At 32.3% G+C, this 23,265-nt stretch carries 16 protein-coding genes; 12 read left to right on the top strand and 4 right to left on the bottom strand.

Annotation, left to right across the window (positions count from 1 at the left end; genetic code table 11):
* Window positions 1-3 precede the first annotated feature (3 nt).
* The 10 genes from BT107_RS10875 to BT107_RS10920 all read left to right on the top strand — a co-directional run bounded on the left by BT107_RS10875 (window position 4) and on the right by BT107_RS10920 (window position 14,501).
* The gene (locus BT107_RS10875) at window positions 4-2,277 is read left to right on the top strand and encodes a patatin-like phospholipase family protein (RefSeq protein ID WP_072303843.1); all 2,274 of its coding nucleotides are present in this window, start codon (window positions 4-6) and stop codon (window positions 2,275-2,277) included.
* Window positions 2,278-2,490: 213 nt separating this feature from the next.
* Entirely contained in the window at window positions 2,491-3,633 is a 1,143-nt protein-coding gene (hppD, locus tag BT107_RS10880) for a 4-hydroxyphenylpyruvate dioxygenase (protein WP_072303844.1), read from the top strand.
* A gap of 313 nt (window positions 3,634-3,946) precedes the next feature.
* The gene (locus BT107_RS10885; protein ID WP_072303845.1) at window positions 3,947-4,726 is read left to right on the top strand and encodes a DUF3108 domain-containing protein; all 780 of its coding nucleotides are present in this window, start codon (window positions 3,947-3,949) and stop codon (window positions 4,724-4,726) included.
* A gap of 6 nt (window positions 4,727-4,732) precedes the next feature.
* Entirely contained in the window at window positions 4,733-5,698 is a 966-nt protein-coding gene (locus BT107_RS10890) for a tryptophan 2,3-dioxygenase family protein (protein WP_072303846.1), read from the top strand.
* Window positions 5,698-6,984, top strand: coding sequence for a peptidoglycan DD-metalloendopeptidase family protein (locus tag BT107_RS10895; protein WP_072303847.1), 1,287 nt, complete (start codon window positions 5,698-5,700; stop codon window positions 6,982-6,984). Before BT107_RS10890 ends, BT107_RS10895 begins: the two co-directional genes overlap by 1 nt.
* 2 nt (window positions 6,985-6,986) lie before the next feature.
* Window positions 6,987-8,633, top strand: a complete 1,647-nt coding sequence (gene pgi / locus BT107_RS10900; protein ID WP_072303848.1) for a glucose-6-phosphate isomerase — start codon at window positions 6,987-6,989, stop codon at window positions 8,631-8,633.
* 173 nt (window positions 8,634-8,806) lie between these two features.
* The gene (locus BT107_RS10905; RefSeq protein ID WP_072303849.1) at window positions 8,807-11,341 is read left to right on the top strand and encodes a TonB-dependent receptor; all 2,535 of its coding nucleotides are present in this window, start codon (window positions 8,807-8,809) and stop codon (window positions 11,339-11,341) included.
* 19 nt (window positions 11,342-11,360) lie between these two features.
* The gene (locus tag BT107_RS10910) at window positions 11,361-12,494 is read left to right on the top strand and encodes a hypothetical protein (protein WP_139254311.1); all 1,134 of its coding nucleotides are present in this window, start codon (window positions 11,361-11,363) and stop codon (window positions 12,492-12,494) included.
* Window positions 12,495-12,639: 145 nt separating this feature from the next.
* Window positions 12,640-14,004 (top strand): endonuclease, encoded by a 1,365-nt coding sequence (locus BT107_RS10915; RefSeq protein WP_244543118.1) that lies wholly within the window; start codon window positions 12,640-12,642, stop codon window positions 14,002-14,004.
* Between the two features lie 59 nt (window positions 14,005-14,063).
* On the top strand, window positions 14,064-14,501 hold the full coding sequence (locus tag BT107_RS10920; RefSeq protein WP_072303852.1) for a hypothetical protein: 438 nt from the start codon (window positions 14,064-14,066) through the stop codon (window positions 14,499-14,501).
* Between the two features lie 2 nt (window positions 14,502-14,503).
* Here BT107_RS10920 and BT107_RS10925 read toward each other — a convergent pair whose 3' ends face one another.
* Entirely contained in the window at window positions 14,504-15,568 is a 1,065-nt protein-coding gene (locus BT107_RS10925; protein ID WP_072303853.1) for an endonuclease/exonuclease/phosphatase family protein, read from the bottom strand.
* Between the two features lie 61 nt (window positions 15,569-15,629).
* On the opposite strand from BT107_RS10925, the gene BT107_RS10930 reads away from it, so the two are divergent.
* Together BT107_RS10930 and BT107_RS10935 are read left to right on the top strand one after the other, a co-directional pair.
* On the top strand, window positions 15,630-18,365 hold the full coding sequence (locus BT107_RS10930) for a TonB-dependent receptor (RefSeq protein WP_072303854.1): 2,736 nt from the start codon (window positions 15,630-15,632) through the stop codon (window positions 18,363-18,365).
* 4 nt (window positions 18,366-18,369) lie between these two features.
* Window positions 18,370-19,719 (top strand): DUF5689 domain-containing protein, encoded by a 1,350-nt coding sequence (locus BT107_RS10935; protein ID WP_072303855.1) that lies wholly within the window; start codon window positions 18,370-18,372, stop codon window positions 19,717-19,719.
* Here BT107_RS10935 and BT107_RS10940 read toward each other — a convergent pair whose 3' ends face one another.
* The 3 genes from BT107_RS10940 to BT107_RS10960 form a co-directional block, all read right to left on the bottom strand.
* A complete protein-coding gene (locus BT107_RS10940; RefSeq protein WP_072303856.1) occupies window positions 19,720-20,124 on the bottom strand; it encodes a response regulator in 405 nt (134 codons plus the stop codon). It lies immediately after the preceding gene.
* A gap of 13 nt (window positions 20,125-20,137) precedes the next feature.
* Window positions 20,138-22,339, bottom strand: coding sequence for a PAS domain-containing sensor histidine kinase (locus BT107_RS17380; RefSeq protein WP_084639219.1), 2,202 nt, complete (start codon window positions 22,337-22,339; stop codon window positions 20,138-20,140).
* Between the two features lie 195 nt (window positions 22,340-22,534).
* On the bottom strand, window positions 22,535-23,140 hold the full coding sequence (locus BT107_RS10960) for a DinB family protein (protein WP_072303857.1): 606 nt from the start codon (window positions 23,138-23,140) through the stop codon (window positions 22,535-22,537).
* Between the last annotated feature and the right edge of the window lie 125 nt (window positions 23,141-23,265).

Genomic DNA, 23,265 nt, shown 5'->3' on the forward strand with positions numbered 1-23,265 from the left:
AAAATGAAGAACGCAATAACCTTACTTATACTTCTTATTTGCGCAACTAACTTTGCACAAAACACAGTCCCAAATGACAGCATTAAGGTTGGTCTTGTACTTAGTGGCGGTGGCGCAAAAGGGCTTGCGCACATTGGCGCACTTAAAGTAATAGAAGAAGCTGGTGTTAAAATAGATTATATTGGAGGCACAAGTATGGGCGCCATAATTGGCGCTTTATATGCATCTGGCTATTCTGCTAACGAATTAGATTCTATATTTAGAAGCATAGATGTTGCCAAACTAATACAAGACAACTTACCACGAGGAGCAAAAACTTTTTATGACAAAGAAGATGCAGAACGCTACGCTCTTAGTTTGCCGTTTAACAACTTTAAAATTTCATTTCCTTCTGCTATATCTAGCGGCCAGAATATTTACAATCTTCTAGTTAAACTATTATACCATGTCAAGGACACAGATGATTTTAACAAACTACCTATTCCATTTTTTTGCATTGCTACTGATGTAGAAACTGGACAAGAAATTTTACTTAATAGCGGATATTTACCAGAAGCTATTATGGCAAGTGGCACATTCCCTTCTTTATTTGAACCTGCCGAAATAGGTCATAAAATATTAATAGACGGTGGTGTAGTAAACAATTACCCAATAAATAAGCTTAAAAAACTAGGAGCAACAATTGTTATTGGTGTAGATGTGCAAGACGGATTAGCAAACCGAGATAAGCTAAGCTCGGGAACCGAAGTATTGTTACAAATTAACAATTACAGAACGGTTAGTGATATGAAAAAGAAAGCAAAAGAAACCGATGTTCTTATAAAACCAGATATAGAAAAATACTCAGTAATAGATTTTGCTTTTGGTAAAGAAATTATAAAAACTGGAGAAGAAGCTGCAAAAATTAAATTTACTGAATTAACAGATATTGCAAAGCAACAGACTGTAAAAATAGAAACACGGAAACAAATAGAAGCAAATGATTCTATTATTATAAACAAATTGTCTATTTCCGGTAATGAAGATTATACTAGAGCATACATTAAAGGTAAGCTAAGACTAGATATTGATAAAAAAATATCTTTCTCTAAATTACAGCAAGGCATTAACAACTTAGCAGCAACTAATAACTTTAAAACAATAAGGTATAAGTTGCTAAATAAAGAATCGCTTGACTCTGAAGAAAATGAAGTTGTATTAGCTTTAAACTTAAAAGAAAACAAAAATAAAATGTTTATTAAAATGGGAGCCCATTATGATGACATTTACAAGAGTGCCGCCATTATAAACCTAACTAAGAAAAATATTTTTCTACAAGATGACGTTGGCTCTTTTGACCTTATTTTAGGTGATAATATTAGATACAAAATGCAATATTATATAGACAAAGGTTTTTATTGGAGTTTTGGACTAAACTCTAGCTATAACGACTTTAATCATGAAATTGACTATGATATTATACAATCTAATTTTGTTGTTCCCATTACAGGCATAAGCAATATTAATATAGACGTTACAAACTTTACAAACCAAGCTTATATACAAACGGTATGGAATGAGGAGTTTGCTTTTAGCTTAGGCGCAGAACATAGGTTTGTAAAATACACAACGCGCACACTAGAAAAAGAAAACACTACTGGCAGTACAAATGGAGCAAACTCTAATTTTAGAACTATTTTTGAAAAAAGCAACTACTTTAGCACATACTCTCAACTAAAGTTAGATACATACAACGATAAATATTTCCCTAGTAAAGGTTTGTTTTTTAGTGGTGACTTTCACTTTTATATGTTTTCTTCTGATTACAATAATAACTTTAAAGAATTTTCAATAGCGCAAGCCACAATGGGAGCTGCAATACCATTAGCAAAAAACTTATCTTTAAATATAGAAACTGGTGGCGGGTTTAAATTAGGAAACTCAACCGTTACATCTTTAGATTTTATCTTAGGAGGCTATGGCAACAACATCGGAAACAACTTTGTTTCATTTCTTGGGTACGATTTTTTAAGTTTACCAGGGAATAGCTATATAAAGGGCTACACAAGATTAGATTATGAATTTAGTCCAAAAAACCACTTATTAGTAGCTGCTAATTTTGCTAATGTAGATGATGATATTTACAGAAAAGCAGAGTGGTTTCAGCTGCCAGAATATACAGGATACGGCTTAGGCTATGGTTTTGAATCTTTTTTAGGTCCAGTACAAGCTATTTACTCTTGGTCCCCTGAACAAAGCAAAGGAAATATGTTCTTTAGTGTTGGTTATTGGTTTTAATTTATACAATTAACAACTGCACAATCTAACATTCACCTATTTTTTTTACGATATTTGTAAATACAAAAAAATTTTATGTTACTATTTAGAATTGATATTACCGCCCACTTAAGGGCAATGTGGTGAGACAAATGTTTCAGGCCAGCACCTTGTTTTCAGTAAAAACAAGAATTTTTAGAATATCAAAATATATAAATCTTAAAACACAAAATTATGTCAACACTAGACAATACATCACTTAAATTACCAAAAGAAAACTTAGAAGCAGAAGACTTTTTACCATTACTTGGCACAGATTACGTAGAACTATATGTAGGTAACGCAAAACAAGCAGCTCACTATTACATGTCTGCTTGGGGTTTTCAACCATTAGCTTATGCTGGTTTAGAGACAGGCTTAAAAGACCGTGTTTCTTATGTTATACAACAAGGCAAAATTAGATTAATACTTACATCGCCTTTAAATTCTGGCGGAGACATAAACAAACACATAGATGCTCACGGAGATGGTGTTAAAGCCATTGCTCTATGGGTAGACGACGCTACTAAAAGTTATAAAGAAACTACTAGCAGAGGCGCCCAAAGTTATTTTGAACCAAGAAAAGAAAAAGATGCAAACGGAGAAGTTGTTTTCTCAGGAATACATACTTACGGAGAAACAGTCCACGTTTTTGTAGAAAGAAGCAATTACAAGGGTGTGTTTTTGCCAGGTTACAAAGCCTGGAACCCACATTACAAACCAACAGACGTAGGTTTAAAGTTTATTGACCATATTGTAGGTAACGTAGGCTGGAACGAGATGAATAAATGGTGTGAGTTCTACGCAAAAGTTATGGGCTTTGCTCAATTAGTTTCTTTTGATGATAAAGATATCTCTACAGAGTACACTGCTCTTATGAGTAAAGTAATGAGCAACGGTAATGGGCGTATTAAATTCCCTATTAATGAACCTGCAGAAGGAAGAAAAAAATCTCAAATTGAAGAATACATAGATTTTTACAATGGTTCTGGTGTACAACATATGGCATTAGCAACAGACAACATTATAGAAACAGTTACAGCATTAAGAGATCGTGGCATAGAATTTTTAACTGTTCCCAGCTCTTATTACGAAGATGTTTTAGATAGAGTTGGAGAAATTGATGAAGATCTAGCCCCTTTAAAAGAACTAGGTATTTTAATAGATAAAGATGAAGAAGGTTACCTATTACAAATATTTACTAAGCCAATTTTAGACAGGCCAACAATGTTTATAGAAATTATACAGAGAAAAGGCGCTAAATCTTTTGGTAAAGGTAATTTTAAAGCACTTTTTGAAGCTATAGAAAGAGAACAAGAATCTAGAGGAACGTTATAAAAACCTCAGATTATTAGGAATGCTTTAATTTTTGCATTTAAAAGCTAAAGTAGTGTTAACACTTTAGTTAAAGTAAGTTAAAACCAATTACAACTTTGAAAGAATGTAGTACTTTTGACGGCATAAGGGGTGGTTCCCTTATTAACTTTAAGTATTGGTTTTTCATAATTTAAAGTTTGGTTGGTTATTTAGGAAAAGCCTAGTTTTAAGACTAGGCTTTTTTTTTGCGCAATACTTTGGAACAAAAGTTGTTTAAATAATTGTAAAGACATTAAATTGTAGTTTCAATTTTAGTAATTTTACAACTATCGATATGAAAAAAGTATATATAATAATTCTGCTATTTACCGCCTTATCTGTAAACGCACAAAACAAACATAGTGCATTTAAAGCCGGTGAGTGGTTGCGCTTTAGAATTCATTACGGAATCTTTAACGCCAGCTACGCAACTCTACAAGTTAAAAACGATAAAGTCAACAACAAATCTGTTTACCATGTAATAGGCAAAGGAAGAACTACTGGTTTAGCTAGAGTTTTTTTTAAGGTAGATGATGTTTACGAAAGTTATTTTGACAAAGACAATGGTAAACCTTACAAATTTGTTAGACAGGTTAGCGAAGGAAGCTACACCTTAAATCTAGATGTAGAATTTGACCACAAAAACAAAAAAGCTGTTTTAAACGATCATAAGAAAAACAGAAAATTAGATTTTAAGATAGAAGACAATATACAGGATTTAATCTCTGCATTTTATTACGTAAGAAACAATTACGATGCAGATCAATTAGTAAAGGGAGAAACCATTACTCTTAATCTTTTATATGATGATGATGGCATTTTTAAATTTAAACTTAAGTATTTAGGAAAAGAAACTTTAAAAACTAAATACGGTAAAGTAGAATGTCATAAATTTAGACCCTACGTAGAGTCTGGACGTGTTTTTAAAGAACAAGAAAGTTTATCTCTTTGGGTTTCTAATGACGAAAATAAAATTCCGATTAGAATAAAAGCAGATTTAGCTGTTGGCTCTATAAAAGCAGACCTAGATGGTTATGCAGGTTTAAAGCATCAGTTTAAAATAATAATGGATTAACACTTAATGGACAATAAAGAAAAGATAGCGTCTCAAATCTTAAAATTAGAAGAAAAATATAAAGGATCTGGACAAGATTTAAGTTCTTATCTAGATGGCTTACTTTATGAAAAGTACCTTACCTATTGGGATTATATACATCTAGACACGCTATTAAGCTTACAAATACCTAGAACGCATTTCCCTGATGAAGAAATATTTATAATGTACCACCAAATTACAGAGTTGTACTTTAAACTTATTTTACATGAACAAAAACAAATTGTAGACGATAAATCTCAAGATGTTGCTTTTTTTACAGAGAAAGCAAATAGAATAAACAGTTACTATAAAGTTCTTATTTCATCATTTAGTATTATGATAAATGGTATGGACAGGGAACAATTTTTAAAGTACAGAATGGCACTGCTTCCCGCAAGTGGCTTTCAATCTGCACAATACAGAATGATTGAGTTGTACTCGGCTCCTCTAGAAAACTTAGTTCATAAAACTAAAAGAGATCAATTTTCATCAGAAGACAGTATAGAAGAACTTTACGAAGAAATTTACTGGAAAAACGGCGCAACAGATAAAGACACTGGAGAAAAAACATTAACATTAAAACAGTTTGAGTATAGATATACTCCACGTTTAATACGCATTGCCAACCAGGTAAAAGAAAATACTATTTACCATAAATATTTAGCACTCCCTAAAAAGAGTCAAGAAAACAAAGAATTAATAGATGCCTTAAAAGCATTAGATATTAATGCAAATGTTAACTGGCCGTTAATGCATATGGGTTCCGCTTACAGATATTTAGCAAAAGACAAAAAGCCTATAGATGCTACTGGAGGCACAAATTGGAAAGACTATTTGCCGCCAAGTTTTCAAAAAGTAGTGTTTTTTCCATATTTATATACAAAAGAAGAGTTAAATAATTGGGGAAAAGAATGGATAGACCATATCTTTAACCCCGAAAAATCTAAGTAATGCAAAAATTTATCCTCTTTCTTTTATCAATAACCACATTTATTTCTTGCAAGGATAGCAAGGTTAATAATAACAATGATGATTTACCAAAAGTTATAACTATAGAAAAACCTATAGTTGCAATGGAATATGGTTTTAACTTAGATAACTTTACGGTACTCCAAGACACTATTAGAAATGGCGACAGTTTTGGCGAACTAATGACCAATAACAAGGTAGACTATCCTAAAATTCATAAAATATCTGAAGAATACAAAGATAGTTTTGATGTTCGTCGTATAAGAGTTGGTAAACCTTATGTTATTCTAAAATCTAAAGACACTACAGAAACAGCTCAATTTTTTATCTATGAAAACGATCGTATAAATTATACTGTTGTAGACCTTAGAGACTCTGTAAATGTTTATAAAAAGAAAAAGAAAGTTACTTACGTAGAACGCGAAGCTTCAGGAATAATTAACACTTCTTTATCTGAAGCCATACTAGAACAAGGTATAGATTACAATGTAACTAATAATTTATCTGAAATATATGCTTGGTCTATAGATTTCTTTAGACTACAAAAAGGAGATAAATTTAAAGTTATATATAAAGAACGTTACATTAACGATACAATTTATGCGGGATCAGAATCTATAGAAGCTGCTTATTTTGAACATAACGGAAAGCCCTTTTATGCTTTTGAATATACTACTGACTCTTTAAAACAAATTGCAGACTACTATGATCAAGAAGCAAACAACTTAAGAAGAGCATTTTTAAAAGCACCTATAAAGTTTAACTACAGAATATCTTCTCGCTATAACCTAAACAGAAGAATAAAATATTACGGCTATAAAGTAAGGCCACACAAAGGAACAGATTATGCTGCAGCAATTGGCACACCTATTATTGCCACTGCTAATGGTACCGTTGTAGAATCTACAAGACGTGGTGGTAATGGTAAATTTGTAAAAATAAAACACAACGGCACATACAGTACTCAGTATTTACATATGAAAAACCAAAACGTAAAAAAGGGTGAATATGTTTTACAAGGCGATGTTATTGGCTGGGTAGGTATGACCGGGAATACCGGAGGACCTCATGTTTGTTATCGATTCTGGAAAAACGGTAAACAAGTTGATCCTTTAAGAGAAAAATTACCAACGGCAGAGTCTATTGCAGATAGTTTAAAAACTGGTTATTTAGATTTTATAAACCCTAAAATGGCTCAGTTAGAAAAAATAGTTTACCCTAAAAAAATTATCACAGAAGACAAAGAAGAAAACATAATTAATCCATAAAAATGGCATTACAGAACACCAACCCTACTACAACTGCTGCTTGGCAAAAATTAAAAGAAAACTACAATAACACTAAAGATCTTAAGGTTAAAGATTTATTTAAGGATGATGAAAATCGTGCTAAAAAACTAACCATAGAGGATAAAGATTTTTTGTTTGATTATTCTAAACACAGAATTACAGAAGATACTGTAAAGCATTTACTAGAATTAGCAAACGAGGTTAATCTAAAAGATGCTATAAAAAGCTACTTTAAAGGAGAGCCAATAAACCAAACAGAAGGAAGAGCCGTTTTACATACTGCACTACGCGCAAAAGAATCTGACTCTGTCTTAGTAGACGGAGAAAACATAATTCCTGAAATATACGCTGTAAAAGAAAAGATTAAAAACTACACAGAACGTATTATTTCTGGAGAAAGTAAAGGGTACACAGGCAAATCATTTACAGATGTTGTAAACATTGGTATTGGCGGATCAGATCTTGGACCTGCAATGGTTGTAGAATCGTTAAAATTCTACAAAAACCATTTAAAAATGCATTTTGTTAGCAATGTAGATGGTGACCATGTTCGCGAAATACTTAAAGAGTTAAATCCAGAAACAACACTATTTGTTGTTGTCTCAAAAACATTTACAACACAAGAAACATTAAGCAACGCCACAACAATAAAAAAATGGTTTTTAAATCCTGAATTTAAAACCAAAGAAAGTGATATTGCTTTACATTTTGCAGCTGTATCTACAAATGCTACTAAAATAGCAGAATTTGGCATAGATGCTAATAACGTATTTCCTATGTGGGATTGGGTTGGCGGACGCTTCTCTTTATGGAGTGCCGTAGGCCTTAGTATTGCCTTATCTGTAGGATTCGCTAATTTTGACAGTCTTTTAATGGGCGCCAATGAAATGGATGAGCATTTTAAAAACACAGAGTTTTCAGAGAACATTCCAGTTATTTCTGCCCTACTAACTATATGGTACAACAACTTTTACAATGCAGAAACTGAAGCTATAATACCTTACTCACAATACTTAAGTAGATTTTCCGCATATCTACAACAAGGTATTATGGAAAGTAATGGTAAAAGCGTAGATCGTAATGGCGAACCTGTTACTTACCAAACGGGAACTATTATCTGGGGAGAACCAGGAACAAACTCGCAACATGCATTTTTTCAGTTAATACACCAAGGAACAAAAGTAATACCAGCAGAATTTATTGGCTTTAAAGAATCTTTATACGGTGATCAAGATCATCAAAATAAATTAATGGCCAATTTTATAGCGCAAACAGAAGCTTTATTAAATGGTAAGAGCAAAGAGGATGTTTTGTCTGAGCTAAAAGCAAAAGAATTAAGCGAAGAAGAAATAAAAAAATTACTTCCTTTTAAGGTTTTTGAAGGCAATAAACCTACAACAACACTACTAATAAACAAATTAACTCCAAAAAGTTTAGGAAAATTAATAGCCCTTTATGAACACAAAATATTTGTTCAGGGTATAATTTGGAACATTTTCAGCTATGATCAGTGGGGTGTTGAGCTAGGCAAGCAATTAGCAAATAACATCTTAAAAGATATAAATGCTGACAAAAACGAAAAACACGACCCTTCTACATTACAAATTCTACAAAATTTTAAGAAATAACATTTTCTAAAAGTTTTGTTAAAATGGCGTTGATAACTTCTTGTTTATCAACGCCATTTTAACTTAAATTTATGTTATTTTTGCGTTAACTGATTTAACATTCTGTTAACGTACAAGTTGTATAAATTATACACTTTTGTGCCGTTAATAAAAAACTAAAGAACAAAAGAAAAATGAAAAAAAATTACTTCGTTTTTGTCGTTATGTTATTATGTACGGCATTCGCATTTTCACAAGGAACCATCACAGGTAAAATTATGGATGGTGACTTAGGAGGACCTCTACCAGGAGCAAGTGTAGTTGTAAAAGGAACTACAAATGGTATGGCTGCCGATTTTGACGGTAACTTTAGCATAACTGCCCCTAGTAATTCTGGTGTTTTAGTTGTATCTTATATTGGATACATCACCAAAGAAATAAGCTTTAGCGCAATTGGTAATGTAGGCAAAATTACATTAATGCCAGATGCAGAAGCTCTTGAAGAAGTTGTTATTGTAGCTTCTGTAGCTGTAGACAGAAAAACTCCGGTTGCTGTTTCTACAATTAGTGCTGCTGACATTGAATTAAAATTAGGAACACAGGAATTTCCTGAAGTTCTAAAATCTACACCTGGTGTATACGCTACCAAATCTGGTGGTGGTTTTGGTGATGGTAGAATTAACCTTAGAGGTTTTGACTCTGAAAATGTTGCTGTAATGATTAACGGGGTTCCTGTTAACGATATGGAAAACGGTAGAGTATACTGGAGTAACTGGGCTGGATTATCAGACGTTACTTCTTCTATGCAAGTACAAAGAGGCTTAGGTGCTTCTAAAGTAGCTGTACCTTCTATTGGTGGTACTATAAACATTTTATCTAAAACTACAGACGTAGAAAAAGGTGGAAGTATTATTGGTGGTGTTGGTAACGATGGATACCAAAAGTATGGCGCTACTTTATCTACTGGTTTAATGGATAACGGATTTGCTGCTACAGTATCTGCTTCTAAAACAACTGGTGAAGGTTATGTAGACGGTACACAATTTAATGGTTTCAACTATTTTGTAAACATCTCTAAGCAGATTAATGATAACCACAAATTATCTTTAACTTCTTTTGGTGCTCCACAAACACACGGACAACGTCAAAACAGAAGTTCTATTGATACATATAGAAACGCTGAAAGCGGAATTAGATTTAACCCAGATTGGGGTTATAAGAATGGTCAAGTTACTCATATAGAAGATAACTTTTATCACAAGTCTCAAACGTCTTTAAACCACTATTGGAATATAGATGACAAATCTATTTTATCATCTGCTGTTTATGCCTCTTGGGGTAAAGGTGGTGGTGGTGGTACTGCTGGTACTAACACAGATTTATTTAAAACTAGATTAGGTGGTTCAGATCAGCCAGTAGACTTAGACAATATTGTAGAAATTAACCGCGAAAATGGTCGTCAAGGTTTTGGTTCTGAAGCTTACTTAAGAGCTTCTGTAAACAACCACGAGTGGTTTGGATTTTTATCTACTTACAAAAACTCTTTAACTGAAAACTTAGATTTATTAGTAGGTATTGATTTAAGAGATTACACTGGTGATCACTATTCTGAAGTTACAGATTTATTAGGTGGAAACTATGCTTTAGATAATGACAATGAAAACAACCCAAATGCTAGACTACAAGTAGGTGACAAACGTCAATACCATAACATTGGTAACGTAGGTTGGCAAGGTTTCTTTGCACAAGCAGAGTACTCTCAGGACAAGCTTTCTGCATTTTTATCTACTGCATTATCTAACACATCTTACCAAAGAATAGATTACTTTAACTACTTAGATTCTGATCCTGACCAAAAAACAGACAGATATAACTTTTTAGGATATAGTGCAAAAGGTGGTGCTAACTACAATATAGACGACAACCATAATGTTTTTGCTAATATTGGTTACTTTGAAAAAGCTGCAAACTTTGGTGGTGTATTTGTTGGATTTGACAACGAAAACCAAAACCCAGATGCAGAAAACCAAAAAATATTTAGCGCTGAAATAGGATACGGTTACCGTAGTGAAAAATTAGCTGCTAATGTAAATATTTACAGAACTACTTGGAATGACAGAACTGAAACAGCTACATTTAACAATCCTGATGGAACGTTAGGTACTGCAAATATTTTAGGAGTAAATGCATTGCACCAAGGTATAGAATTAGACTTTACATATAGAGCTACAGACGAATTAACTATAACAGGTATGGCTTCTTTTGGAGACTGGACATGGCAAAACAATGTTACAGATGTAGAAATTTTTGATGAAGATCAAAACCTGGTTAACACGGTAGACATTTATATTAAAGATTTACATGTTGGTGATGCTGCACAAACTACAATGGCTTTAGGACTTAACTATGAGGTTATGCCTAAAACTAACTTAATCATAGATTACAACTACTATGATAACTTGTATGCTAACTACAATCCTAGTGAACGTGGAGACGCATCTACACCAGAAGCATGGAAAGTACCAGATTATGGTTTATTTGACGCAGGTTTAAGACACGGCTTTAAATTAGGCGAGTACGACACAACAATTACTGTTAGAATGAACAATGTTTTTGATACAAGATACATTGCAGATGCACAAGATGGTGGTGACCACGATGCATTAACAGCTTCTGTTTTCTATGGTTTTGGAAGAACATTTAGCCTTAGCACAAAAATTAGATTTTAATTAAAAAAGCATATTTAAGATGAAAAAAATAATTTATTCACTAATCGCATTTGGGTTTATTTTCACCTCTTGTGATCCAATGGAAGACATAAATAAAGAATTAAACGTTTACAATGCAATTGATTCTGAAATTGGAAACCTAGAGTATACTTTTACAGCTGATGATTACGCTGACTTTTTTGAGTTTGATTTTCCAAATTTTAGTTCTGTAGACGATGCAAAAGCATTAATACCTAACTACCTTACAGAAACTTACCCTTTTTTAGGTGTAACATATAATAACGATATCGAAGTTGAACAAGCATCTTCTGCTATAATGACTTTTGATTGGTATAACAAAATATCAACTTATGATGCTGAAGTTAGAGAGCTTACAGCTGAAGAACACAATGATATAACAGGTGATACTTATGGTAACTTTTCTGATGAAGATCATATATTCGATTTCTTAGCCGCTGAATACCCTGCTGCTGAAGAAGGTGATTTTGTTTCTTTACGTTACGAGTATTACGCAGGTACTTCTGCAGAACTTACAGATGGTTTCTTATTTGAAAATGGATCTTGGACTAGATTTGCTGGTTTTACACCTGCAGAATATAATGCAATGGGAGAAAACTTCCCAAACTTCTCTAGCCATGATGAAGCGGCTTTAAAAATACCTGTAACTTTACCAGAACGTTTTAAGTTTGAAACAAAAGAAGCTGGTGATATTGCTGTTGCAACATACGAGTTATATACAAAAGTAGGTGAAGATGCAGATGGTAACGACATTAGAGGTACTGTTACGTATACAGCAAACTTTATATATAATGGTTCTACTTGGGCTAAATATAACAATGTAGCTACAGAAACAATTCAGTTTGCACACGATGGTATTACTTGGGTTCCTGACAATACAATTAAGTACACTTTAGCTGCTGCAGATTATGCATTAGTTGGTAATGATGCTTATGGAAACTTTGACGTAAGAGAGGGCAAAGACGAAGCTACTGCTGAAGCAAGATTAGCTAAAATAAATACAATTTTATTAGCTAATTTCCCTAACGCAGAAGAAGGGCAAAAATTCTCTGTATCATATAATGTATATTCTGGATCTAATGAGGTTTGGATTATGAATGTTATTTTAGAAGGTGGCGTTTACGTTCTACAATAGAAAAATATTACTTTAAAATATTTAACCTCTATCTAATTTATTTAGATAGAGGTTTTTTCTTTAATTCCTTTAAAACTTTAATAAACAACACTTAATTTAGCAAAACACTAAAAATCACCGTAACTATTAGAAAGACTAGATGATGATGAAACTAAACAAATCAGTAAAAAAGTACATTTACGTAACTGCTTTTTTTGCAATAACATTAGGTTGTAGCAGTTCAGACAGTGGTACAGATACACCAGACCCAACACCAGTTAACAAACCAATAGCCGTAAATGATGATGTTGCCGGTATAGAAAATGAAGCGTTAATTATAAGTACGCTTTTAAGCAACGACTCTAGAACAGGAGCTAGTATAACTTCTTTTGATGCTAATAGTACTGGTGGAGCAACAATTGCAGAGAACAGAGATGGAACATACACATATACTCCGGTTACAGACTTCATTGGCGTAGATACTTTTACATACACTATTTGCGATTCTGAAGACACTCCTAATTGCTCTACCGCAACAGTTACTGTTACTATAACAGACGAAGGAAACCCTGTTGCTATTGATGACGCCTACACAACAGTAGACAGCACCCCTATTACAATTACAACCGCCCTAAACAATGACACCACAACAGATGACGCTGTTTTAACATCTATAGATGGTTCTAGCACATCTGGTACGGTTGAATTAAATGAAGACGGACAAATTGTTTATACTCCACAAAATAATTTTACAGGAGAAGATTCTTTTACATATACTATTTGCGATAATGACAAACCAGAGCCAACTTGTGCTACTGCTACAATAACAATAACAATTGCAGAAAGACTTAGCTTTAATATCCCTGCAGAGCTACAAAGCTATTATCAAAATGTTGCTTTTTCTAATAATGCCGATGTTACCTTTAATGCATTAAAAGAACATACCACTAATAAACACACTACTATTTTATCTTACGGACAAAGACATAACTATTTATACAATGCAGATGAAGATGAAACTATTGCAGATAACGTTATTTTAATGTATTCAGGAGAGAGTAGAGATTACAGAGAATATACTTCTGGTACAAACACACATTCTCCGCAGACGTTTAATACAGAACATATTTTTCCTCAATCTAAATTAGGATCAAATATAGCTGTTTCAGATTTACACCACTTGCGCTCTTGTGATGCAGTTGTAAACGAAAACAGAAGTAACTTTGCTTATACAGATGGCTCTGGAGACTACCAACTAGTAGATGGTAAATGGTATCCTGGTGATGACTGGAGAGGTGATGTTGCACGTATGGTTTTATACCTAAACATTAGATACAACGAAGACTATACACAAGTAGGAACCTTAGATTTATTTTTAGCTTGGAACATAGCAGATCCGGTGTCTTCTTTTGAAGAACAAAGAAATAACGTAATTGAAGATGCTCAAGGAAATAGAAATCCACTTATAGATAACCCATATTTAGCAACCCTAATCTGGGGAGGAGAAAACGCAGAAAATAAGTGGGAATAAACTAAAAATTCACTTTTAAATTCTTAATTTTTATTACTTTTATAGTTAAACAATTTACTATGTATACTACTATTTTAAACTTACACTCTTTCTTTGCTTTTATTGTATTAGCAATTTTAATTTTAGCCGTTGTAAATGCAATATCTGGACTAATAAGTAAAAGAGATTTTAACTTAACTAAAGACTTTAGAGTCTCTTTGTTTGCGTTAATATTATCTCATATTCAATTACTAATTGGTTTACTATTATTTTTTGTATCGCCTAACGGATTTGGAGCTATTAAAGCAAATGGTATGGGTGGTCTAAGTTCTGCTGCTCGCCTATTGGCTGTAGAACATCCTTTTATAAACATCATTGCAATAGTACTTATTACAATTGGTTGGTCTAAACACAAAAAAGTAATGGAAAGTGCTAAGAAATTTAAATTAATAGCTATTTTTTACGGATTAGGCTTATTATGTTTTTTAAGTAGAATTCCTTGGGGACAATGGTTCTAAGACTAATTCGCTAATTTTACTAGCGTAATATAAACCGGAAAATGATCGCTAAAACCACCCGTATAATTACCAACAGAATAGGTGCGTTTTGGGTAGCCTTTGTATCTGCCGGAAGAAGTTAATAAATAAGCAGGATTATAAATTGCTGCTTTATAAAAAGAGAAAGACTCTTTAGTGCTACTTATTAGATTTCCTGTAAAGTAAATCTGATCAAAGATATTCCATTTATCACGGTACGCTAAAGAGCCTTCTCCTTTTCTATACAGACTCTCCATAGGGTTAAACAAAATACTATCTGTCACCTTTCTTTTTCTACCCTCAGTTTTTATAACTTTTTTAAAACTATCATTTATAGGGTCATCATTAAAATCTCCCATACTTAATATTTTTGCATCTGTATTTAAGCGTAAGACAGAATCTATAATTCTTTTATTTAGCTTAGCCGCTGCAATTCTATTAGGCCTACTACGTGCTTCTCCTCCACTTCTAGATGGCCAATGATTTACTATAAAATAAATTTCCTCATCATCTAACAAACCACCAACTATTAATTGGTCTCTAGTGTAATCTCTGTATCCGTTTTCTTTAAACAATAATAACCTATGACTTTTAAAAGATGTTGGCATAAAAACATCTTTTTTATACAACAAAGCAACATCAATTCCTCGTTCATCTGGAGAATCAAAATGTATTATAGCATAACCTTTATTAAATAATACAGGTTCTTTTATTAAATCTTCTAACACCGCATTATTTTCAATTTCACAAACTCCAATTATATCAGGAGAGGACTTAGTTACAGAACTACCAATTTCTGACAAAACTAAAGCCATATTTTTTAGCTTATCTCTATACTTTTCTCCCGTCCATTTGTCCTTGCCTAAAGGTGTACGATCATCATCAAATGTATCTGGATCGTTAATTGTATCAAATAAATTCTCCAAATTATAAAAAGCAATTGTTCTTGCTTTATATTCTTTTTCATCTTGAGAAAACACATTATCAATCGTTATTAAAAATAATAACAATAAAAAACCAAAGTACTTACAACCGATATTCTTACACATTAACTAAATATTTTTATGAAAATAAGGAATTTTCCTTAAAAAACTTTATTTTCACAACTATATGAGATTGTTTTTCAGTGTTTTATCATTTATAATTGCCATAAATTTTACTTTTTCTCAAACTAAAAAAAGCATTAAAGCTACTGTTTTAAGCAAACAAGAGAATAATATTAAGATACAAGGAAGTGCTATATTGGAAGGAACCTCAACTAGTATAGAAATTATTTCGGGCACACTATTAATCAGTACCATACAAAAAGGCAATTACATATTAAAAATAAATGCTGAAGGTTACACGTCTATAAGATTACCCATTTCAATAGCAGAAGAGAATATAGATCTAGGCATAATTTATTTAGAAAAAGACATTACCACAGAAAAAACAGATAACTTAATTTCTTTAACTGAGGTAGATATATCTAACGACGAAAGCACCACAATAACATCTGGCTTATTACAAGCCACCAAAGATATCTTTTTAAACAGGGCTGCGTTTGATTTTGGACAGGCATTTTTTAGAGTAAGAGGATACAACTCAGAATATAGTCAAGTATTACTTAATGGCATTCTAATGAATAACTTAACAGACGGCAGACCTCAATGGAACAATTGGGGAGGTTTAAATGATGCAACAAGAAATCAAGAATTTACATTTGGCCTACAACCTTCTAATCATAGTTTTGGTGGTATATTAGGAACAACAAATATAAATACACAACCCTCTAAAATGAGGCCTGGAACACGTGTTTCTTTTTCAGCAGCGAATAGAACTTACGCAGGAAGGTTAATGACTACACATACAGAAGCTACCAACAAAAAAGGAATTACCTATAGTGTTTCTGCCTCTCGTAGATGGGCAAAAGAAGGTTATATAGAAGGTACTTTGTATGATGCTTTTTCCGTTTTTGGCGCTTTAGAATACCAATTAAACAGTAAAAATACATTTTTAGCAACAGCAATATTAGCCTCTAATCGCAGAGGTAGATCTTCTGCTTTTACAGAAGAAGTTTTTTTATTAAAAGGAAGAAAATACAATCCGTACTGGGGAGAACAAGATAAGAAAATTAGAAATTCTAGAGAACGTAAAATTGCCCAGCCAGTATTTATACTTAATCATTTTTATAAAACAGAAAATCTTAAATTAAACACAGGCTTCTCTTATCTATCTGGTCCGCAATCTAAAAGTAGACTCGGTTACTATAATGCTCCAAACCCAGATGCAACTTATTATCGTTATTTACCTAGTTTTTACATTAACAGCCCTATTGGAGCTAATTTTGAAAGTGCAGAAACAACAAGACAGGTCTTTATTAAAAATTCACAATTAGATTGGAAAAGCATTTACGAAGCCAACAATGCATTAGAAGATAAAAAAGCTTCTTATGTTTTATATAATGATATTATAGACGATAAAGTAGTAACATTTAACACCTCAGGTAACTTAAAGATAAATTCTAAATATTCTATAGATTTTGGATTGATGTATAAAAATTTAAAATCTCATAATTATGCTAAAATTGAAGATTTACTCAATGCTGATTATCATCTAGATATTGATACTTTCTCTAACACAAATAATGATATAAATGGCTCTACAAGAAAAGGCAAAGATGAAATTTTTAATTACAACTACATACTAAATGCCACCAATCTAAACTATTTTTCACAATTAAGAGTAAGCTATAGCAAATGGTATGCATCTTTATCCGCAAGTATAAATCAACTTAACTACCAAAGAGAAGGTCTTTTTAAAAACGAACGTTACTTAGACAACTCTATAGGCAACAGTTCCAAAGTAAACTTCACAGATATAAACTTAAAAGGTGCTTTTACTTATAAAATTACAGGCAGACATTGGGTAAATGCTCAATTTGCCGTAACGCAAAAACCAACAACACTACAAAATACATTTGTAAACCCTAGAGAAAACAATACAAGTGTAGAAAACATACAAAGTGAACGTATTAAAACTGCAGATATAAACTACCATATACGCCTTCCTAAATTAACCGGCAGAATTTCTACTTTTTACACCGAATTTAAAGGAGCTACAGATGTTAATTTTTTCTTTGTAGAATCTGGAATAGGGTCTGACTTTGTACAGGAAGTGGTTACAAGCATAAATAAAAGACATATGGGAATAGAAATTGGCTTAGAGTACCAACTATCTTCTTCTGTAAAAGCTTCTGGAGTATTTGCTTTAGGGGATTACACATACGATAACAACCCTAATGTTGCCATAAATTTTGATACAACAGCAAGTACAGATGAATTAATAAACACAGAAGGCTATAGCAATTTAGGCACAAGTTCCATACACGGTTATAAACTTGCTCAAGGACCGCAAAAAGCATTCGCTTTTGGCTTAGAATACAGAGATCCTAAATATTGGTGGGTTTCTGGTTCTGCAAATTTCTTAGGTAATAACTATGCTAATATTTCTACCATAACAAGAACAAGTAGTTTTTATTTAAACCCAGAAACTAAAGAACCTTTTCCTGAAGCAACACCAGAAAACGTAAACAAACTATTAGCACAGCAAAAAATGGAAGATTTTTATCTTCTTAATCTTGTTGGCGGTAAATCTTGGATTATTAAAGGCAATTATGTTAGTGTGTTTGCAAGTGTTAACAATGTATTTAATACCGTTTTTAGAACTGGAGGTTACGAACAGAGTAGAAACGGAAATTATGGAGAAATGTCACAAGACAACCTTAGCACAACACCATCTTTTGGCACTAAATATTGGTATGGCTATGGGCGTACTTACTTTTTAAACCTAGCTATTAGCCTTTAATATTATGTATAAGAAAATTACACTCGCACTGTTTTTATTTGCACTCCTTATTGGTTGTGTTGCGGACAAAGATTTTAACGCTCCAAAAGACAATTGTACAGAGCTAACAACAAATGCAACTTATGCAGATCTAGAAAGTAGCACTACAGGAGAAATAGTTAAAGTTTTAGATAATATTATAATAGAAGGTTACGTAGTTTCATCGGACATTGAAAATAACTTTTTTGGAACAATACACATTCAAGATAAAGCAGAAAACCCAACAATAGGAATACAATTTCTTGTAGACACCAGAGATTATCATCTTAATTATAGAAATGGTGAAAAAGTATTTATCAAACTAAAAGACCTATATATTGCTAAAAAAAATGGGTACTACGTTATAGGTGGTGTTTTTACTTCTTTTGGGAATAAATCCGTAGGCAGATTACCTAGCTTACAAGTTAAAGAACATCTATTTTCTAGTTGTAATACTACTATTGCTACAGCTACTAAAACCTCTCTTACCAGTTTAGAAGATTATATGGTAAATACTTTAGTTGAAATAGAAAACCTAGAATTTATAGAAGAAGAATTAAACCTAACATTTGCTGAGTCAAAAGAAGAAACAGAGCGCACATTAAAAGACTGCCTAGGAAACCAAATTAAGCTTATAAATAGCGGTTATTCCGATTTTGCAGACAATGTATTGCCTATTAACAACGGAAGCGTTACAGCCGTTTTAATTAAAGATAAAAACGAACTTAAATTACAAATAAGAAGTATTAAAGATCTTAACTTTATAAATGATCGTTGCCCTCCCATTGTTACCGAATATACATCTACAGCAGTCTTAATTTCTGAAATTGCTGATCCTGACAACAATGCAGGTGCGCGGTTTATTGAGCTTTACAATAACAGCGACGAACCTTTAGATTTAAATAACTGGAAGCTTAACAGATACACTAATGCCAACACAGAAATTAGCTCCTCTATAGATTTATCTGGATATGTAATTAATGCCAAAAGCACTCTTGTTATGTCGCCTAATGCCACAGAGTTTACCTCTGTCTATGGTTTTGTACCAGACATAAGTGTTAGCACAAATAGCCCAGCTGATTCTAACGGGGACGACAACCTAGAACTAGTTGATCCTTTTGGAGCGGTTATAGATTTATTTGGAGTTATTGGCGAAGATGGCTCTAATACCAATCATGAATTTGAAGACGGAAAAGCAGAACGTAAAGATTCCGTTACAAAAAGCAACAGGAACTTTACATTTAATGAGTGGATTATTTTTAATGACACCGGAGAAAATGGAACTTCTAAAATACCACAAATAGCACCTACAGATTTTACTCCAGGTATTAGATAATTACTCTGCTAACTCTTCTAGTAAGTTTTGCAAATCTTTTGGAGTAACAGGCTTTAAAATATAATCGCTAACAATATCATATGTTTTAACACGCTCTATATCTCTTGGGTCAATAGATGAGCTAATAATATAAATTATAACACCTTCTCTTATGTGTCTTGGTATTTTTTGAAAATCGTCTAAAAATTCCCACCCATTCATAATAGGCATATTTAAGTCTAAGAAAATTAATTTTGGCAACTTCTCTTTTGCCACTCTTAATCTATTTAGCTCTTCTATAGCGTCTAACCCATTTTCAAAAACGTGAATTTCTTCGCAAAAATCTACGTCTTTCATTATACGTTTTGTTCCATATACAAAAATTGGATCATCATCTATGATACAAGCGCTGTGTATTTTATTCATTTTTTAGTATATCTTATTTTTTATATGAGTTAAAATATAATGTAAATGTTGTTCCTACATCTACAGAACTATCAACTTCTATTTTTCCGTTCATTGCCTCTATCTGACTTTTAGTAATAAAAAGCCCAATTCCTTTAGAGTCCTTATGCTTATGAAACGTTTTATACATTCCAAAAATCTTATTCTGGTGCCTTTTCATATCTATTCCAAGGCCATTATCAGAAAAGCTTACTATAATTTTATCTCTTTCTCTTCTTGCTTTTATATCTACAACTAATCTTCTTTTAGAAGAACAATACTTAACACTATTGGTTAATAAATTTAGCAAAATACTTTCTACATAAGCAGGTACTGCACTAATTATATATTCTTTTGGTATTTGCACGTTTAGTATTGCATCATTTTCCTTTAGCAGTGCCGCAACACTTTTTCTTACATTATCAAAAACATCTATAATTTTTACACCCTCTAATTTACCTAAGACATTTAACTTTACACTAACCACTTCATTTAAATGCGAGATAGTCTCATCTAAACTTTCTGATGAATCGTTTAACATTCTAATTAAATTCTCTCTTTCTTCCTTATCGGTTTCATTAATTAAGAAACCTGTAAGCATAGATAAATTAGTAGAATGCGATCTTAAGTTATGAGATACAATATGTGCAAAATTAGTTAAACTTTCATTTTGATCTGCAGTTATCTTAAGAACTGCCCTAACCTTATTTTCTGCCTCTTTACGAGATGTAATATCTACAACCTGCGATATAAAATGAGATAACCCACCATCTATTTTACTCACTTTAGTGACAGATAAAATAACATAAACTATATGTCCTTTTTTATGAAAATATCTTTTTTCTATTTGATATTGATCTATCTCACCTAACGTTAGTTTATCCAATAAACTTAAATCTGTTATATAGTCATCTGGATGAGTAATGTCTTGAAAAGTTAATTCCATTAGCTCCTCTTTTGTGTACCCTAAACTAGCGCATAAACTTTTGTTTATTTTTAACCAAGAACCGTCTAAACCAATTAAAGCCATACCAACAGATGAGTTATTAAAAACACCTAAAAATGACTCTTTTCTCTTGATTAATTTTAATTCAGTGTGTTTAAATTCTGTAATATCCCAATTGGCACCAATCATCTTGGTTTCAATACTATCAGGGTATTTATGAACTTGCGCTATAGATTTTATATATTTTATTCTACCATTTTTAAGTCTAATTCTAAATTCTGTATTAAACTCAACTCTATGCTGTATAGCAAAGTCCATTTCTTTTATAACCCTATCTCTATCTTCTTGTAAAACACTTCGTTTCCAAGCATCATACGTATTTCCAAAGCCACTTAAATCTGCTTCATACAATAAATACGTATTTTCATCACAACTTAACTCTTGACTAGCTAAATCATAATCCCAAACACCTATGCTCGCTGTTTTGGTTGCTACATTATGTCTTAGCAGTATTTCTTGGTAATTAATTTCTGCTTTCTTTTTACTATCTATATCTTGGAAAGTCCCTGTTATTTTAGCTGCTTTATTGTTAACGTATTCTACCTTACCAATAACTCTTACCCACTTTTCAGCTCCCTTTGCTGTAACTATTAGCAACTCAGTATCCCAAGGGGTTCCATCACTTATTGCCTCGCTAACAAGCGCTACTATTTTTTCTCTATGATAACCTTCTTTGTAAAAACTTACCGCCTCTTCTAAAGCAGGAACATAGTTTTCTGACACCTCGTGAAGTTCTTTGGTTATGTTAGTCCAATAAACCTCATTAGTAATTAGGTTAACTTCCCACCCACCAATATTAGCAACTTTTTGCGCTTTTAACCTATACTCATCTTCGTTTCGTTTGTTAGAAATATCTTCACAAACAATAATTAACCCTCCAACTTTACCTTTTTCTTTTTCCCAAGAATTAATTTTAAAGTTTAGCCACTGAATCTTTCCACTCGGAAGTATTGTTTTTTCTCCTTCAAAACTTATAAAACTACCTTTAAGGCAGTATTCGTGTATTTTCCTAATCTCTTCTGTAGTTTCAGGAAAAATTTGGTAGTAAGATTTGCCAATAACTTCTTCACTGGCTAATCCTAATTTTTTGCACCACAACTTAGAACAACTAATAAAATTCATATTGGTGTCAAAAACACCAATTTCTATGGGTGAATCTTCAATAAACAGATGTAAAAGCTCTTTTTGCAAAATTTTGATAATGGTTTAACTTTAAATATAGCACAATTCTTATCAAGTAAGAAATAACTTTCTTTAAATTTATTTTTTTTATGCAAAACAAAGAAAAAACAACATATATACCTTATATTATGGTGTTTAAATAACAAAAAAGGCACATCTATAAATAAATGTGCCTTTTTTAAAATGAATTAACATATTCTTTTCCTATTTTTTAGGAAAGTTTTTGTGACTCATTATTTCTTCTATCTGTAATGTATGCCTTTCCGAGTGTGCAGAAATAAAAACCATTAATTGCACTCCGTCTACAACACCAAATGGCATTTCTCCGTAGTGATTTCTTAAATTATTTTCTGTTCTTTTAGCGTACTTTATATTTTGCTTTCTTTTCTTAAAGAATGCTTTTACAGTTTCTTTATGACTTCCAAATTTTCCTGATGGCTTAAAAGCTTCTGGCGCTTTTGCTTTGTTTGTTCTATCTAACATAATAGCTATAACCTCATCATCAGTAATTTTAACTAGATCTCTTTTAGATGCATCTGCTGGCGTTTTAACCGCAGCTTCTACAGCTCCAAAAATATTGCTTTCTGATACTGCTATATGCTCTACACACTCTGCTACAGACCAAGACTCCAAACTACTCTTAAAGTTTAATTGCTCTTGACTAAGCCCTTTAATAGCTTCTAATAAGTGTTTTGTAGTTCTTGTCATCTCTGTAACCACAAGCTCCTTATCTGCATTGCTTAACCCCTTGTTTACAGGCATAAAACTAAGCATTAACAATGCTATTACTCCGTAAATTACTTTTTTCATTTGTGTTTATTTTTAGTTGTATTATATATGTCTCTTTTTTCTAGATTAATAACAGTAACAACTATAAAAAGAAACATTTTTATCTTTTTTAAAAGTAGTACTTTTATTGCACAACTATAATACGT

The sequence above is a fragment of the Cellulophaga fucicola genome, assembly GCF_900119145.1.
GTDB classification, from domain to species: domain Bacteria; phylum Bacteroidota; class Bacteroidia; order Flavobacteriales; family Flavobacteriaceae; genus Cellulophaga; species Cellulophaga fucicola.

Coding starts and splice junctions, on each gene's coding strand:
- BT107_RS10935 (WP_072303855.1), top strand. CDS start 18,370: ATGTATAAGAAAATTACACTCGCACTGTTTTTATTTGCACTCCTTATT.
- BT107_RS10930 (WP_072303854.1), top strand. CDS start 15,630: ATGAGATTGTTTTTCAGTGTTTTATCATTTATAATTGCCATAAATTTT.
- BT107_RS10960 (WP_072303857.1), bottom strand. CDS start 23,140: ATGAAAAAAGTAATTTACGGAGTAATAGCATTGTTAATGCTTAGTTTT.
- BT107_RS10895 (WP_072303847.1), top strand. CDS start 5,698: ATGCAAAAATTTATCCTCTTTCTTTTATCAATAACCACATTTATTTCT.
- BT107_RS10885 (WP_072303845.1), top strand. CDS start 3,947: ATGAAAAAAGTATATATAATAATTCTGCTATTTACCGCCTTATCTGTA.
- BT107_RS10875 (WP_072303843.1), top strand. CDS start 4: ATGAAGAACGCAATAACCTTACTTATACTTCTTATTTGCGCAACTAAC.
- hppD (WP_072303844.1), top strand. CDS start 2,491: ATGTCAACACTAGACAATACATCACTTAAATTACCAAAAGAAAACTTA.
- BT107_RS10905 (WP_072303849.1), top strand. CDS start 8,807: ATGAAAAAAAATTACTTCGTTTTTGTCGTTATGTTATTATGTACGGCA.
- BT107_RS10920 (WP_072303852.1), top strand. CDS start 14,064: ATGTATACTACTATTTTAAACTTACACTCTTTCTTTGCTTTTATTGTA.
- BT107_RS10925 (WP_072303853.1), bottom strand. CDS start 15,568: ATGTGTAAGAATATCGGTTGTAAGTACTTTGGTTTTTTATTGTTATTA.
- BT107_RS10915 (WP_244543118.1), top strand. CDS start 12,640: ATGAAACTAAACAAATCAGTAAAAAAGTACATTTACGTAACTGCTTTT.
- BT107_RS10890 (WP_072303846.1), top strand. CDS start 4,733: ATGGACAATAAAGAAAAGATAGCGTCTCAAATCTTAAAATTAGAAGAA.
- pgi (WP_072303848.1), top strand. CDS start 6,987: ATGGCATTACAGAACACCAACCCTACTACAACTGCTGCTTGGCAAAAA.
- BT107_RS10940 (WP_072303856.1), bottom strand. CDS start 20,124: ATGAATAAAATACACAGCGCTTGTATCATAGATGATGATCCAATTTTT.
- BT107_RS10910 (WP_139254311.1), top strand. CDS start 11,361: ATGAAAAAAATAATTTATTCACTAATCGCATTTGGGTTTATTTTCACC.